Consider the following 16,215-nt stretch of genomic DNA (forward strand, 5'->3'; position numbering starts at 1 on the left):
TAGTAATTATATCTGAAAGACAGTAATAACAGCATGTTGATGCCCGCACAAAATGCTACTAACAACCACCAATCAGCTTAGTAATTATATCTGAAAGACAGTAATAACAGCATGTTGATGCCCGCACAAAATGCTACTAACAACCACCAATCAGCTTAGTAATTATATCTGAAAGACACTAATAACAGCATGTTGATGCCCGCACAAAATGCTACTAACACCCAAAGTTCAGCTTAGTAATTATATATGAAAGACAGTAATAACAACACGTTGCTGCCCGCACAAAATGCTACTAACAACCAGCGCTCAGTTCAGTAATTATATCCGAAAGACAGTAATAACAACACGTTGCTACCCCACAGAACATGCTACTAACACCCAACGCTCAGTTCAGTAATTATATCTGAAAGACAGTAATAACAACACGTTGCTGCCCCACACAACATGCTACTAACAACCAGCTATCAGCTCAGTAGATATATTTGAAGATAGCGATAACAACATGTTGCTGCTAATGCAACATGACACTAACAACCAGCTATCAGCTCAGTAGATATATTGAAGATAGCGATAACGACATGTTGCTGCTAATGCAACATGACACTAACAACCAGCTATCAGCTCAGTAGATATATTTGAAGATAGCGATGACGACATGTTGCTGCTAATACAACATGACACCAACAACCAGCTATCAGCTCAGTAGATATAAAACCTGTGATTAATAATAAATCGGCGAACGGGAATTTAATCTCATGGGACCAACTATTAAACATTCATAATGGACAACGGGATAGGTTTATATCCTAACGGGGCAATTCAAGAACTTTCCTGGACAGTGCCAGGCTTGTTTACGAAAAGTTAAAAATGATCATGTCTTTTATAGGAATGTAGCTTTTTGTTTTTGTTAAGAATCAAACGTGAAATACATTGATTCTAAATTACGTAAATAAAATTAAAACAAAAAAGTTCTTTCACTGACAATCTTTTAAATTCGGTTCAACGTCCATTATACTCCTCTATAAATACACCGACAGCTCCACTACAATTTACAAGTCAGAACTGCATTCCGAACAGCTGTATTGTGTTTGCCATTATTGCTGAAAGGAAGATAAGCCGCCTACAAATAGAAAGAGAGGCTGCACTTTGCAACCTCTCTTTCTATTTTCCATCTCTTCAACAACTCTTTCCATAAACAGCATCCCTCCTTTCACGCCATGATCATTCCCGGTAAGGCAACCTTTTTTCAATTGCCGGTGAACTGGTTCCCGGGAAAGCCTGAAGCGACCAGGGATGCACATCAAACGTGGGCAGACCATGCAGGACCGTGTGATATCAGAAATGTTAGCTATGCGTATACGTTGAGTCAGGACTGCTGAGGATACACACCCCTGATGGCAATCATAAAGTTGACACAAACGTACGGCATCATGTTCTGGTGCCCCTGTCCAAGACCGGTATTGCCAATAGCAGCGGCCCCCAGCGTGGCATTTGGTGTAGTGGTACCTCCTGCTGCTACTGGCAGCGGGGTATATAGGTTAACATCCGGATATGCGGGTGTTACCGTGCTGTTATTTCCGTTAGATGCAGCCAGCATATTGCCGGTAGGCGAGCTGCTGGTGGCAGGTGTATTGATACCTTGCAGGGTATGTGTATGTGGCGGCAGGTTAGCTGGTGTGAGGGTCACCTGGGTCGCGCCTCCTGTACCGCCCAGTACATAAGTGTCTGAACCTCCTGCAGGGCTGATTGTTCCTGCGCCGACAGGTAATTTTACACGCAGGTCGGGTAGATTGAAAGTCTGACCGGCAGTGCCACCATAGAGATTTCCCAGCAGGGAATACAATGCTTCATTTCCGTTGATGGGCAAAGCCGAACCATCACATATTGCCCAGTCTTCCGGCGCATAATTGCCGGCAAAGGCACGGATTTCTCCGATATAATAATCCATATAACCAGTTTTAAGATTAAAGAAGGGGGTTAATCTCGCGTAGGAAAGATGCCTTTATACGCAATACAATAATTCATAACGAGGTAAGGCATCCTGTTTTCATGTGGTGTAGCAGTACCGGTACTGTTAATCACAGCGGGGAAGTTGACAGTTGAAGCGCCTGGAGGTGCATAGAGATTGGCCGGTGCACTATTCTTGCCAGGCTGTGTACTGCTCGCAGGTACATTGGGATTGCCCAGGTAATTGTTGTTCGCGCCGCCCACATTATACACATTGCTGCCATACAATATATGCAGGTGTGCAGGGATCATTGTTTCGTCGGTGAGGGCAACGGTTTCGGTACCGCCAGCTTGTCCGATCGGGAAGTTGTGTCCCCTTGCACTCATCCCGTAGCTAACGATCGTGCGACCGTTTAAATTAGGTAACGCGAAAGTGGTGGACCCATCACCGCCATAGATCTTTCCCAGTAAAACAGCCAGTGGCAGGTAAGTATGAAAATCTAACTCCTGTCCGTTGCAGGGAAGCCAGCCTGAGGGAATCGTGGCGTGTGGGAATATGCGGATTTCGCCAATATAGTTATCCATAATAGAATCTTTAAATAAGGTTAAAACAAAGGATCTTTAATTACCCCCTGATTGGGAAATAGCCATATGTGCAAATGCAATAGTTGAGTGTCAGATAGGGAGACACATTGGAATGCGGTGTCACGGCTGTCGTCTGGCGGTTAAGGCTAATGGTCGCCTGCGCCATCGCGACTGTCAGGTCTGCGACGTTTGAATAGGCAATAACGCCTTTGTTGGCACCAAGTGAGTAAGCGTTGGTGAGATAGACGTTGGGGCCGGGCTGGGACGCCGCATTGGCTGTTTGTCCTGCACCAGTGCGCGTTACTGCCTGCAACTGGTGATTATGTGTCGCCATCGTAGTATTCGTGATCGGCACGGTGTCTACACCACCGGCAGCACCTGGCACGGTATACCCCGGTGTGGACGGATCTACACCTAACAATGTAATGCCGCGCAGATCGGGCACTTTGAATGTCTGTGCGGAAGTACTACCGAAGCGTGTACCTATCACGGCATATAATGCCTGTTCAGACTGGATTGAGTAGCTGCTGCCATCGCAGGGTAGCCAGCCGTAGGGCGTGAAACTAATGGCGAAAGGTCTGATTTCGCCGATGTAAGCATCCATAATTGATAATTTTTTTTGTGAACAATAAAATGTATGTATGAAGCTAAATTCAACCGCTATTCCACTTGCTGGAATCAGGAACGGTTAAAAACTTTCTATCCGGGGTGCATTTGAATAACAGGAGGCATAACATGTTGTTATAAAACAACCTGCAATTACCAGCCAATGATTGGCTCAGCAGCAATAAGACCTGTAGTTATTATGAATCAGCGAACGGGAATATACTTTCATGGGACTAACAATTAAACATTCATGATGATCAATAGGATACACTTACATATGAATGGGATTATCCAGAAATTGCCTGTTTATTGACAGGCTCGTTTACGAAAGGGTTCAAACAACTATATTTTATTTCAACCTGCAACATCGTTTTTCAATAAAGATCAACGTGCAATTTGCTAACTCAAAACTACGAGATTAAAAATCAAAACAAGAATGCACTTTTAATGACTGATTTTTTAGATGTAGGATAACATTGTCGCGGTTATTTTTTCGTTATACCAGGCATAGCAATTATTTATATTCAACGACGAAACGGTATACCTGCAATAAAAAAGGTTGCCTCCCGGCACCACACCGTTCAGCAACCTTGTACTTATTCATTATTCATACAATAGCAACATCTGCTCTATCCTGCCACGGGCTCTTTGTACGGGGTTAGGATACAATCTGTCCATCTGCAGGGTCCTGTAGGAATTTCATCTCTACTATAGCGCCGTTATTCCATTTCCTGTAATCGCTGATATAGCCCCATTCATGAAGCTCTCTCATATAACGGAAATACGTTCTCCTTGATCCAAGATTAGATTCTACCATCATGTGGGTTGATTTGATATGGAGAACCGGGTTACCTTCCTGTGCCTGCCATCTCAGTAGCAAATTAAGATAGAGCACGACGTGATGAGACTTGATGTTTTTGTCTGCCATTTTGATTTTCCAAAAGACAGGAAGTTGTATAAACAGATTTAAGTGATTGTTCATGAAAGATACAATGAGATCGTTACTAACTGGGTTACACGCCAAAACGACAAATTGCATCTTGTCAGATCATCGAAACACGCGGCCACGGATGCAAATGCAATCGGTCGTCACGAAGTGTCGAATGACTAGTGGGTTGTACATAGGCAAATTTAAAGGGTTAAACCATCCGCAAATTAACAATAATATACTGCGATGGGAGGTACATTGGCATTTTGAAGGATGTAGTACGGGCCCGGCAAGACTACCAGGCCCTTGTGTATTATATTCCCATCAATTAACCATTAAAATTTCACAAACAGGCCGGGCAGGATTACCCAGCCTTTTTTCTCAAGCACATTTATTAACTAACCCCAAAAAATTTCATATGCAGGCCGGCAACTGTCCAGCCTTTTTATAAATGTTAAAAAACAAACCATCAATTATTTAGAGGTTGATGCACCTACCGTTTTCCTAAGTAAGTATGAACATCGTCCTAAAAGATATTTTATATACAGGCCAGGCAAGACTACCCAGCCATCCTGATAAAAACCCCTACTACTACCCAATAAATTATACCGCATTCCCGCGCCTCTACCCTTTTTCAAACCAATCTCAATCTCTGCTTCAAAAACATTTTACATACAGGCCAGGCAAGACTACCCAGCCATTCTGATAAAAACCCTACTACTAACCAATAAATTATCCCGCATTCCCGCGCCTCTACAATTTTTCAAGCCAATCTCAATCTCTGCTTCAAAAACGTTTTACATACAGGCCAGGCAAGACTACCCGGCCCTTATCCTAAGCAATCCCTGTTCACCATTCTTATTCACTTTATATCTTCTAATCCGTGTCCGCAAACGCTTCTTCCTCAAAGAACAATCGTTCATTCTCCCGCAGGTCTTTGATAAAAAACTCCCTGTTACGCGCCCCCGATTCCACGTAATCCGCTGCAATCACTCTATCTACAAACTCCTTACACCCCAGCACACTCTTCACGCCAATCAAGGGCACCTGGTACGTTTCATTCTCCCGGAGCCAGTTCCTCAAATGTACCACCCGTTCATACGTTACCTGGTGCCGTTGCCATTGACGCGCCAGCTCGATCGCTGTATCAATGAAATGATCATACCCATTCGCTGTATACAACTGCCCGCAGATGTCCAATATTCTTCTGCCGTTACAGTGATCCTCTTCCAGCAATAGAACAAAATCCGGGTACCTGTCATTGTCGTTTATCCCTCGATGCATTATTAAATTTGATTTGATTAAACATTTCACGTATACGGCTACAAATACTTTTCCCGTAAATCCCTTCCAACTCCGTACTGGTCATGCTGGTAGTCAGATGCGTGAGCATACCCCGGGATACAAAATGGTTGTATCGTGACAACAGGATCTCTGTCAGCACATTCGAACTACTACCGAAGTGATACCCCATTGCCTCCGCTCCCAGATCATCAAAGCAATAAACACGCGGTACAGAAGAATAGGAGAAAAAAGAATTTTTCGTATACTGATTCAGACTCTCATACCCCTTGTTATTAAAATCGAATACCACTTCATTGCATGCACGAAATACAGGGCGCTCTGCAGAGGAACAATAATTGCTCATGATCTTCATCAGCGCTGTTTTACCACATCCCACAGGTCCCATCAGCAGCACTCCTTTTCGTAGCGATATTCCCTCGGCGGCAGCAATGGCCTCGTCTTTCAGAAAATAGCACAGCAAGCGGGTGACGACGGGCTTATCTACATCTTCAATTACAAAATCACGCCCGAATAGATCCTTGCCCGTCTTCGATACCCTTTGCAGCAGGTCGTGATAGTCATAAGGACTTGCTGTAATCTTTGTTGTCATCAGTATGCAGTTTTGCAGGTTTGAAATTGCCGGCAGCTTTCTCATTCTCCAGCCATTTGGCGGCGGCCGCATGCCAGTCCGTTATCGTTTGCCCGCCAAGCGTCCAGTTAACGGCCGAGTAATGATAAAAAAACTTTCGAGCCTCCTGATCCGTTTTGCCTCTTTCCGAAAACCAATTGACAACGGTTTCCATACCTGGCGCTTTTTTTTGATTAGAATGAAATTTTTCCTGTGTGGGTGCCTGTTTACTCTCTGTTTCATAGTTTATTTGTTTGTTATTAATATTGTGTATCAAATTTGATACTGTGACGGTATTATTTTTAATATCATTGCCGGTACTAATTTTATTACCTGCACGGGTATCATTTTTTTTCGCCGCCCGGGTATTATTTTTTTTATTACCCATGGTATTAAAATGAATACCTGGATGCTGATGACTGCATGCATTTCCGGCTAATAGCAGCATGCTCACTTTAGCAGGCATATACAGTACCCCTGATGGCTGATAATCGATATAACCGCATATATGCAGCCATTTCAGGCATTGTGTGTAAGTATTGACGGAGCGGATCTTACACACCCGCATGACCTGTTCCCGGTGGATTTTAAACGGCTGCTCGAAATGATGGATATTCCAGCAATGAAAAAGTGCCACATACAAGCTGAAATGATTTGCCTTCAATCGATGGTCTCTTTTGGCGTGCGCAAAGAAGGCATTGAGATGAAGGACATAGTTGGTGCCATTTTGCAAGTCGTTTGCAGGTACGCTTCGCTGTGCCTGTTGTTCCGCCAGCACAGCTGTCTTAACCTGGTGTATTTCGTCTGACGACAATTTTGAATTCATCTTCATACCATTTGATTTGTTGACAATGCAAATGAAGAACAATAATTCACGCCAGAACAGTGACAAGGGTGACAGTCACCGTTGTCATCAGCTAAATTTCAATTACTTATGAAAGAAAAAAGTCAGCACTAAGGCTGACTTTTTTCCTGAAACACTCCCGTATACGGTTACATCTCCATCATTCTTTTGCATCGTTGAAACAGTTCATAAAACAACTTCCTGACAGATTCTGCGCCTGCTGTACTACTATCGTACATTTTCTTCCGCAAACTTTCAGCAGAAATAACGGGCTGGTTAACCGAAGAAAAATACCTCGCAAAAAAATCGACCACCTCACTTTTATTGGAATGTAGTATGACACCATGTTCCATCATCACACGCAACAGGAAAGCCAGTTCGCTAAAGGACAGTTTCATCTTCACTTTAAAATGCCGCCATTTGGCTACATCCTCTGCCAGTTCTATATTCTCCGGGTCACGCACCTTATGTTCCAGGTATTCACTTTCAAGTGTCAGCCACTCACTGATCTGTACTTTAAGTGATGCATAGTTGCGATTGAATACAAATCCAATATTTTCCTGCTGCTGCTTATTCATTTTTAACAGCCATTTTGTTTTCGTTAACTGCTGCTGCACGGAAGGAATCACACCAATGGTATCCGACAGCTGCTGCAGTTTATACCTGACGTAATTTCTGCTGTTAAAATTCATATAGACCAATACCTGATCGACCTGTTCGGCAGTACATCCGGGGCTCAATTGTTGCAGGCAGCTACTCAATTCCTTCATGTAATAAAGACGGTATAAACTGGTGCGATCCGATTCCAGGATCTGCATGAAAGGAGACAGGATAATATTTTCCAGGTTACTATCCGGCAGGATTTTACGTAATGTCAGCAGTTCTCTTCTGAGTTCCTCACGTGTAGAGGCTAACACAAATTGTTCAAGGTTTGATAGGTTGTTCATTGCTGGGTTAATTTTGCTACATGCAAAGATTTCAAAAAATCCCTGCAGCGGGAACAGGTGTCACAAGTGATACGATCACCCGCAAAACCCTTTTCTGTAAAGGATAGTACCATAAGTGACACTAACGGAAATATGGCAAAAGTTGCCCCCGGAACCGGAGGCAACTCCAGATGAACAACTAAAAATCACAATACCACTTCCTGCACGGTTTCATTCGCAGGCAGGTCTGTCGCACTCACTGTAATGGTACTACCCTGCAAAGCATCATTTTGCGCAGTAGCTGTATACAGCCAGTCGAGACCATTCTTTTGAAGGATGGCATTACCCTGCTCGATTACTACACCGGCAGCACTGGTGATCTTCACAGTCACCGTAGCGACCTTGAAGTCGTCGATGGCTTTAACGGAGATGGTACTACCGATCGCACCGGTATACGCTGCGGTTGTAATACTCCTGATCTCCGGCGCCATTGCTGCGTCGCGTACAGCCAGGTTGTATGCTGACTGGTCCTTGTTACTCCTGAGCGCTGCTGCCTGGTATTGGGCTTTCAGATCAGGGTTATCCATAGCCGCTTTAGCGTAGATCACGCCTAACTTGAATTTTTCCCTTACATCCAGCTGGCTCTCTGTTGGTGCGACCGTACTTGCCTTACGGTGTTTGCCTATCTGTACGGAACCGGAACGCTTTGTGGTAATGGTCAGTTCCTTGCCTACGCTACCGGAGGCGGCCCTCCAGATCATTGCTGCTGACTTAGCCATAGTTTTTAAATTTAATTGGTTAACAAATCACAAACAGTGGAATGAAAGGTGCCTCTCCTTCATCCCGGGCACAGCCTGTATGATGCAATACTAAGAAAGCGATTGACGTGTAATAAGAAAATCTGTTGGGGAATCGATAAATAAGGGTTGGTGAATCGATCAGTGGAGGTTGGTTATTAAAGTGGACATACGAAAAATGTAGTGTTGTGGTATAAACTCAGGTAACAACTTTCACCTTCTCAAAGAAATGCTCGCGGTAGGCTTTCGCTAACGGGACTTCCCTATCCACGATAAAAACAGTCTCCACACTAAAGCGGGTGATATGAGCCATGCCGGCAATGCACGACCTGTTGACACGGCAGAAATGTGCGGAAGGCAATATTTCCTCGAGCTGTGTCAACGTGCTGTTTACGAGGTAAACACCTTCATGGGTGATAATTTTAGAACATCCGCCGCTGGCTTCTGCCATCAGGATAACACGAGTGTCTACCTTCATGAATAGCCCGTTAGATTTGCGGATAAAAAGATCCTCATGCATGATCAATGTAATTATGCGATATATTTGCTGATATTGTTTGAATGAACTATTGGAGGCAATACAAATTTACTGATATCAACCATTCTACGACTTATCTGCAACAAAAAAATCAACTTAATTATGCCATTAAAAAGCAAGCTATTTTCCGCAGGGAATAGTGCTAACAGTTTGCGAAAAACTACCAAAAGAAAAATCAACCCGGAATTTATAACGGCTATTCGCGCTGCTAAAATGATCAGGGAATGCGCTGCATGGATGCGACCGGACCGGGGCCGTTTTCACCGGCTGGCAAAGTTCGTATTGCACCAGGTGATACATCGGGATAGTTCCCATCAGCGGGGGGAAAGGCAAATTTTACCGGAGCACTTACAGGTATTTGAAGGGTATGAATTTGAAAGGGATATACTTGTATCAGATTATTTAAAAGGAGACATGATACTACGTATAATGGACCGGGTAAGCGTAACAATACCGGCGCCGGTTTTCATCCCTTTGGCAGACAGTTCTTATTGTAAAATAATGTTGCTGGGTGTAGGGGTGTCTGTTGATACGTTTACCAACACTTGTGTACATACTGATATTACACCTTGGATAGCGCTAAACGATCAGGCGCTGATGCCCGTATCGTTGGAAATACCCAACGATCGTTCCTTATTGATTGCGATCGGTATTGCTTATGCAAATAATACCGATATGCCGGTGATTTGCCAGGCAGTAAGAATTATAACTGTGACCAGGTAGGTGTAATAGCTGGTCATTCTATCCGTACTTCCCTTACTGTTTCATTCCCCGGCAAATCCACCGCCACCACGATCACTTTACCACCCACCGGCCAACTCACTGCCTTATAATACCAATCTACACCATTCCTGCCAGGGCTGGCCTTTCCCCTCTCCTGGACATGACCGGTTGTGTCAAGTACATGTACCTCCACTTCTGCTACCCTGAATGCATTCTTTGCCCTCACTACAACCGTGGTATCTTCCAGCTGGATATTCTGCACCTCCGGTGAATTATATGCATCCTTCACGGCCATATTATAAGCATTCTGTCCCGGTCCTGCCAGTGACTTATAATATGCTTTCAGCTCCGGGTCTTTGATTATCTCCTTTGCATAAGCCGCTGCGATTTGCAGCTTGTACCTTGCTTCCAGTTGTTTCTGTGTCGGTTTCTTCTTTGACGGGCCTCGTTTCTTCGCCATGATGATCTGACCATTGCGTTCGTAAATCGTGAGTTCATTTCCGAGTGTACCCCGAACAAGCTGGAGTAGTATATTGTCCTTGACAAGAGCCATAACAAACAATTTTAGGTTAACAGGTACAATATAGTATTCTGTTTTTGAATTTAGTGTTTCGTTTATACTAAATGAGTACTACTACGTCACAAAAAGCGCACTTCAATATCGGTTTGATATAGAGGTGTACTTATTATGTAGTGTTGGTAAGCAGGTAGTATCAATCAACAGGCGAAGAAATCGTGGAATCATCTTACAAATCTCTGTATTGATATGATAGGAGCAATGAATCAACCACGTAAACACGCACTATTTTTTTACAACCAGGCGAAAAAAAATGCTAAGTTTTTTTTAACAAAATGACATGGGAAGTATTGCTGAAACGTTTATAATTCTTATATTAATATTGTCGACCACAATCATGTGAATACCTTTCTAACAGAAGCTTCTTAGGTATTTTTTTATTGTTAACCATTTAATAAATTTAACTAGTTTAGTATGGATACGATATACGTAGACACCTCTGTATTCGGAGGATGTTTTGACGATGAATTCAAAGAATACAGCAATAAATTGTTGGATGAATTCAAAAAGGGGACAAGTAAAATGATGATCTCTGATTTGGTAATGGAAGAATTGGAAATCGCGAGGGAAGAGATCAGAGAGCAGCCTTTAAAAATTCCTTTTAAGCATTTAATACACACTAAAAATTCTTTGAAGGCCATTACACTTGCTAACAAATATATAGCAGGTGGTGCACTGGCTAAAAGTGACTACGCGGACGCAGTTCATATCGCCACGGCTACCATGCAGGGAGCTGATATAGTTGCAAGCTGGAATTTTAAGCACATGGTTAATACGGATAAAGTAAAAATATTCAATGCAATTAATAAAGGTGAGGGGTATAGAACCATTGAAATAATGACTCCCCGGGAAATTATAAATTCATAGTCATGGAAAAACCACAGAAAGACTACGATTGCGTAGCAGAAGTAAGAAAAGTCCGGAATAAACTGGATGCATTATGGGAAAAGGATCCGGCGGCATTTATGGAATGGCTTGAGGGTGCACGGGAAAGATATTACAAAAGCCTGGGTATAGAGCCATTCAGATGATCGAAGATAAAGGTGGGTGAAAATCCCACTCACTTTTTTATAGTGCTCACGGAACTGTGTAAGATTGATTTTTACACAGGATATATGCAGATAAAACCGATTAATACAATTACTAAATACGAGGGCATTGTACTATGTACATAATGCCCCTGGGAAATTAAATTCATAATCATGGAAAAACCACAGAAAGACTACGATTGTGTAGCAGAAGTAAGAAAAGTCCGGGATGAACTCGCTGCATTATGGGAAAAGGATCCGGCGGCATTTATGGAATGGCTTGAGGGTGCACGGGAAAGGTATTACAAAAGCCTGGGTATAGAGCCATTTAGATGATCGAAGATAAAGGTGGGTGAAAATCCCACTCACCTTTTTATAGTGCTCACGGAACTGTGTAAGATTGATTTTTACACAGGATATATGCAGATAAAACCGATTAATACAATTACTGAATATAAGGGCATTGTACTATGTACATAATGCCTTTGGGAAATTAAATTCATAATCATGGAAAAACCACAGAAAGACTACGATTGCGTAGCAGAAGTAAGAAAAGTTCGGGATGAACTGGCTGCATTATGGGAAAAAGACCCGGCGGCATTTATCGAAAGGCTTGAAGGTGCAAGGGAAAGGTATTACAAAAGCCTGGGTATAGAGCCATTCAGATGATCGAAGATAAAGGTGGGTGAAAATCCCACTCACCTTTTTATAGTGCTCACGGAACTATGTAAGATCGATTTTCACACAGGATATATACAGATAAAACCGACTAATACAATTACTGAATATAAGGGCATTGTACCATGTACATAATGCCCTTGGGAAATTAAATGCATAATCATGGAAAAACCACAGAAAGACTACGATTGCGTAGCAGAAGTAAGAAAAGTTCGGGATGAACTGGCTGCATTATGGGAAAAAGACCCGGCGGCATTTATGGAAATGCTTGAAGGTGCTCGGGAAGAGTATTACAAAAGCCTGGGTATACGGCCATTTAGATGATGGAAGATAAAGGTGGGTGAAAATCCCACCACTTTTTGTCCGCATATCTGCACAAGGTCGAATCATCGCTATTATTAACACTTCTATTATCAGTTCAATACATGAACGCTTATTTCTTCCTCAGCGAGCGGCCTTTTAGAAATGAATTGTATGACGATTTGATTCGGTTACGCTAAGTTTGTGTCCCGATCTAAAACAAGATTAATAGTATACTATATGACCAGATATTGGTTTGAATTCGATATACCCCTTGTGGATGCCCACAACCTCCCATCCGGGCTCTTAATAGGTTGTGGTATTACCGCCTATAATTATGAAGATGCAATCAGCATTTTGAAAGATAAAGTGTTTAAAGAACAGGTAATTCCTGTCATAAAGCGAATGATCGAAAATGTCGATATAAGAACGTTAGACCAGGGACATGTAATACCCAACATGACACCTCCTGTGGCAAGGGGTGTTTGGTTTCCATATGCATATTAACTAAGAATACACTTCCTTCAGTTAGCGAATCACTTCTCTCCCACCTATACTGTCAGCATTCTTTTCTTCTTAACGAAGCAATACAAACCGACAATCTTTTTTATATACCGAATTTTAACAGTCGTTCTCTTTTGTCCTGGTAAAAGGAGCTTTATAGGTTAAATTTTATTGCATAACTATCATATATTCGATGGCGTTAACCTCACTAACAAGTTATATAAGTGTCATTTATACATTATATTTTAATTGCCCATAAAATCGAATTAATATTTTTTAATATTAAAAACGAGTTAAAAGTTAAATGAATCTTAAATTAAATATTAAATATATCTATATTTGCCACTATATCTAAACCAGGACCTACAATTAATAAATATGATAAATGTCTTATTTCCCTCAAGGAAGTAAATGAGATTCTTTTTGGAATCAGATCTCATGCCTTTCTTGTCGTAGCATAATAATTCCTTCCTATAACAGCACAACTGCTTTGAACAATGATAAGATCAACTATTTTAATATTTAGTTGTTTGTGTCTTCTATTGGGTACAGCGCGGGGGCAAACATGGTATCTTAATATGCCGGATACTGTCTGTATGTCTACTAATAGCAGCACTGCGGACCAGATTAAGTTTACCAGTATGAACGTGCAGCTGGCAAGTGGTAATGCCTCTAAAGCCAACTGGACAATTACTACGCCCAATGGTACGAATGCAGATTATAACATCCTGTATTCTGAAAGAACATCCTCCATCAAGGATACCTTGCTAAACCAAACGAACCTGCTGACATTGCAGTTCCTCGTGCCCGGTAAGTATACCTTTAAAGTAGCGATGACTTATGCGACCACCAGTGGCGGTAAAACTGTCTACTCTACTGTCACCAAAACCCAAAGCATCTTTGTAGTGAACTGTACCATCTCCACTTGTAGTGGTGGTGACGCTGAAATGCCTGGTTTTACAGAGAACTTTGGAAGTATGCCTGCCAACACTACCCGTATGGCATATTCACCCAGTTCTGCTATCACCTATACATTTCAGCCTACTAATGAATTGGCAGATAATTATTATGCGATTTCTAATACTACTCACCTGAGAAATAACTTCGTCACTACCGGCGATCATACCGGTAATAGCCGTGGAGCTATGCTGGTGGCTAACTCTAGTTATACGAAGTCTATATTCTTCCAAAAACAGGTAGATGGTCTGTGCCGTGGTTCTGTATATAACTTTAGTGCCTGGTTCATTAATACAGACAGCTCTTATGTAATGACGAAGGACTGTGCATCGGGATTTATATATGCAGGTGTGACTTTCCAGATCCTGAATGCTGCCAATACCAGCCAGGTATTAGCCAGCTTCAAAACGTATGCTGTTTCCCCCAACCTGGCGAAACCAACCTGGGAAAGATTCGGTGGTTCCTTCACCGTACCTTCCGGCGTGAGCAGCGTAATTGTTCAAATCGTCAATAATTTCCCCGGTGGTTGTGGTAACGATATTGCCGTGGATGATATTCAACTTTCTTATTGTAGCCCTATTATTAATTCGTCTATCCTGGGGGCTGCCAGCAGCCTGAAAGAGGTATTGTGCGAGGGCGTTCCTACGACCCTCGTTTCTTCATATACACCCACCAACTATTTTACCAACCCTGCTTATCAATGGGAAATGTCTGATGACGGTGGCGTGTCCTGGTTCAATGTTCCTTTTGGTACTGCCAACAAAGATACCCTGGTCATTCACCAGGGTGAACTGAAAGGTACGAAAGACGTTGCGGCTGATTACCTGTTCCGTGTAAGGATATTTGAAAACGGAAGTTCTGCGGCCACCTGTGCCGCCCCTTCCCCATCGGTCAAGATTACCATCCTGCCGATGCCGGTATTGAATCTTACAAAATCGCAAATCTGTGTGGGTGGCACGGTGGAATTACAGGCCTCCGGTGGTTATGATTTCTTCAAATGGAGTGATACAAGTTATGTCGGGCCCGACCGGCACGTAACCGTGCTCAGTGATACCACCATCAAAGTATATGGTTATGTAACCTATGGTATCGATGGAGGCAAGACCTGTGTGGACTCTAATAGTGCGACTATTAAGAAGGATGATAAACCAATTGTGCAGATCGCTGCTTCTGACACATCCTTGTGTCTGGGTAGCAGGGTTACCCTGAGTGTGGCTGATGCACTTGATCCCGCTGGTGATCCTACCAAGAGTATTACCTGGTACAGGGGTACCAGTGTGGCTACAGGTCAGCAGATGACCGATTACGACAACATGACTGCGATGCTGAACTACACGACTCAGACAATGGCAGATACGTCATTCTTTGTCGTCGTCGTAAATGGTACGTGTACCGTTACTTCAGCACCTTTTAAAATAAAACTGACACAGGTGCCGGCACCCCCTGCTGGTAAGCACGTCACACATTGTGTGGAAGATGGTACGCCTGATAACAACTCTTTCACCATGACCCGTTCCGCTATACCCGGAACAAGAGGTACCTGGACCGTCACCGGTATCACCGGCCCTGGCCTGGCAGGTGACACCAGTTCAACGATCGACTTCAGTAACTATGTTACTTTCACCACCAGCAGGAACAGCCCCACTTCAGTGATTACCCTGAACAACCCGGGATTGACTGTATACCTGCAGTGGACGGTGACCGCTACCGGTAACTCTGATTGTGTGGGCTTCGCTTACGATACCCTCACACTGATCACAGGTGCTACCAGGGCTTATGCTGGTCCGGATACCACGCTGTGTGCTACCAACAACGTATTCACCATGCAGGCAAACGAACCAGACGTTTCCCTGACAGGTGATTTCGCTGAAACAGGTACATGGTCTGTTATTGGTACGCCTACCGGTGTAACCGTCGACGATATCCACGCCTATAATACTACTGTAAGAGTCACGAGCGGTACTTATCAGGATGTACAGCTGGCATGGACGATTAAGAATGCATTAAACTGTGGTAACAATAGTGATACTGTTGTTTTGCATTATATGCCTCCGCCAACCATGACCCTGAAACCGGATACCGTTTGTAACACACTGGGGTATTTCGAGATGGATACAGTTGCCACGACAGGTACGCCTACTTATTATAGTGTAACAGGTACGATGCCTGGTTTCACTGCCGTACCTGAAACACAGATCTCTTACTGGCCTATCACTGTACCTATTCCAACAGGTGTAGCAAATGGAGTATATACATTTACTGTCAATTTCAGAAGTGCGAATGGTGGTTGTACCAACTCCACTACGATCAAGGTAAATGTAGAGTCTCCGGGTACTGCACCAACAAGCGTTACTGTCGGCACACC

The 16,215-nt window shown here is 43.1% G+C and carries 19 protein-coding genes; 8 read left to right on the forward strand and 11 right to left on the reverse strand.

Features of this window, described 5'->3' with window-relative positions; all coding sequences use genetic code 11:
- Positions 1-1,366 precede the first annotated feature (1,366 nt).
- From ABDW33_RS31140 to ABDW33_RS31185, 10 genes are all read right to left on the reverse strand, one after another.
- Positions 1,367-1,948, reverse strand: coding sequence for a tail fiber protein (locus ABDW33_RS31140; RefSeq protein ID WP_343693995.1), 582 nt, complete (start codon positions 1,946-1,948; stop codon positions 1,367-1,369).
- Between the two features lie 29 nt (positions 1,949-1,977).
- Positions 1,978-2,532, reverse strand: a complete 555-nt coding sequence (locus tag ABDW33_RS31145; protein WP_343693996.1) for a tail fiber protein — start codon at positions 2,530-2,532, stop codon at positions 1,978-1,980.
- Positions 2,533-2,572: 40 nt separating this feature from the next.
- Positions 2,573-3,136, reverse strand: coding sequence for a tail fiber protein (locus ABDW33_RS31150; protein WP_343693997.1), 564 nt, complete (start codon positions 3,134-3,136; stop codon positions 2,573-2,575).
- 660 nt (positions 3,137-3,796) lie between these two features.
- Complete coding sequence (locus tag ABDW33_RS31155; RefSeq protein WP_343693998.1) at positions 3,797-4,066, reverse strand: hypothetical protein; 270 nt, start codon at positions 4,064-4,066, stop codon at positions 3,797-3,799.
- 876 nt (positions 4,067-4,942) lie between these two features.
- Positions 4,943-5,350: a hypothetical protein gene (locus ABDW33_RS31160; protein WP_343693999.1), complete on the reverse strand. Its 408-nt coding sequence runs from the start codon at positions 5,348-5,350 to the stop codon at positions 4,943-4,945.
- Entirely contained in the window at positions 5,325-5,960 is a 636-nt protein-coding gene (locus ABDW33_RS31165) for an AAA family ATPase (RefSeq protein ID WP_343694000.1), read from the reverse strand. The genes ABDW33_RS31160 and ABDW33_RS31165 overlap by 26 nt, the downstream gene beginning before the upstream one ends.
- A complete protein-coding gene (locus tag ABDW33_RS31170; RefSeq protein WP_343694001.1) occupies positions 5,929-6,810 on the reverse strand; it encodes a hypothetical protein in 882 nt (293 codons plus the stop codon). Before ABDW33_RS31170 ends, ABDW33_RS31165 begins: the two co-directional genes overlap by 32 nt.
- Positions 6,811-6,971: 161 nt before the next feature.
- Positions 6,972-7,769: a hypothetical protein gene (locus ABDW33_RS31175; RefSeq protein ID WP_343694002.1), complete on the reverse strand. Its 798-nt coding sequence runs from the start codon at positions 7,767-7,769 to the stop codon at positions 6,972-6,974.
- Positions 7,770-7,954: 185 nt separating this feature from the next.
- A complete protein-coding gene (locus tag ABDW33_RS31180) occupies positions 7,955-8,527 on the reverse strand; it encodes a hypothetical protein (RefSeq protein ID WP_343694003.1) in 573 nt (190 codons plus the stop codon).
- Positions 8,528-8,744: 217 nt separating this feature from the next.
- Entirely contained in the window at positions 8,745-9,065 is a 321-nt protein-coding gene (locus tag ABDW33_RS31185) for a LytTR family DNA-binding domain-containing protein (protein WP_343694004.1), read from the reverse strand.
- A gap of 120 nt (positions 9,066-9,185) precedes the next feature.
- Between ABDW33_RS31185 and ABDW33_RS31190 the strand changes: the two genes are divergently transcribed.
- The gene (locus ABDW33_RS31190; protein WP_343694005.1) at positions 9,186-9,806 is read left to right on the forward strand and encodes a hypothetical protein; all 621 of its coding nucleotides are present in this window, start codon (positions 9,186-9,188) and stop codon (positions 9,804-9,806) included.
- A gap of 13 nt (positions 9,807-9,819) precedes the next feature.
- On the opposite strand, the gene ABDW33_RS31195 is transcribed toward ABDW33_RS31190, so the two are convergent.
- Positions 9,820-10,359 (reverse strand): hypothetical protein, encoded by a 540-nt coding sequence (locus ABDW33_RS31195; RefSeq protein WP_343694006.1) that lies wholly within the window; start codon positions 10,357-10,359, stop codon positions 9,820-9,822.
- Positions 10,360-10,797: 438 nt separating this feature from the next.
- Between ABDW33_RS31195 and ABDW33_RS31200 the strand changes: the two genes are divergently transcribed.
- The 7 genes from ABDW33_RS31200 to ABDW33_RS31230 form a co-directional block, all read left to right on the forward strand.
- Entirely contained in the window at positions 10,798-11,250 is a 453-nt protein-coding gene (locus tag ABDW33_RS31200) for a PIN domain-containing protein (RefSeq protein ID WP_343694007.1), read from the forward strand.
- 2 nt (positions 11,251-11,252) lie between these two features.
- Positions 11,253-11,414, forward strand: a complete 162-nt coding sequence (locus ABDW33_RS31205) for a hypothetical protein (protein WP_343694008.1) — start codon at positions 11,253-11,255, stop codon at positions 11,412-11,414.
- A 171-nt stretch (positions 11,415-11,585) separates the two neighbouring features.
- Positions 11,586-11,747, forward strand: a complete 162-nt coding sequence (locus ABDW33_RS31210) for a hypothetical protein (protein WP_343694009.1) — start codon at positions 11,586-11,588, stop codon at positions 11,745-11,747.
- Between the two features lie 171 nt (positions 11,748-11,918).
- The gene (locus ABDW33_RS31215; protein WP_343694010.1) at positions 11,919-12,080 is read left to right on the forward strand and encodes a hypothetical protein; all 162 of its coding nucleotides are present in this window, start codon (positions 11,919-11,921) and stop codon (positions 12,078-12,080) included.
- A 171-nt stretch (positions 12,081-12,251) separates the two neighbouring features.
- Positions 12,252-12,413, forward strand: coding sequence for a hypothetical protein (locus tag ABDW33_RS31220; protein WP_343694011.1), 162 nt, complete (start codon positions 12,252-12,254; stop codon positions 12,411-12,413).
- 216 nt (positions 12,414-12,629) lie between these two features.
- Positions 12,630-12,896 (forward strand): hypothetical protein, encoded by a 267-nt coding sequence (locus ABDW33_RS31225; RefSeq protein WP_343694012.1) that lies wholly within the window; start codon positions 12,630-12,632, stop codon positions 12,894-12,896.
- Positions 12,897-13,489: 593 nt separating this feature from the next.
- On the forward strand, positions 13,490-16,215 hold a 2,726-nt coding region (locus tag ABDW33_RS31230), incomplete at its 3' end, for a hypothetical protein (RefSeq protein ID WP_343694013.1).

The sequence above is a fragment of the Chitinophaga sp. genome (assembly GCF_039596155.1).
Classification (GTDB): Bacteria; Bacteroidota; Bacteroidia; order Chitinophagales; family Chitinophagaceae; genus Chitinophaga.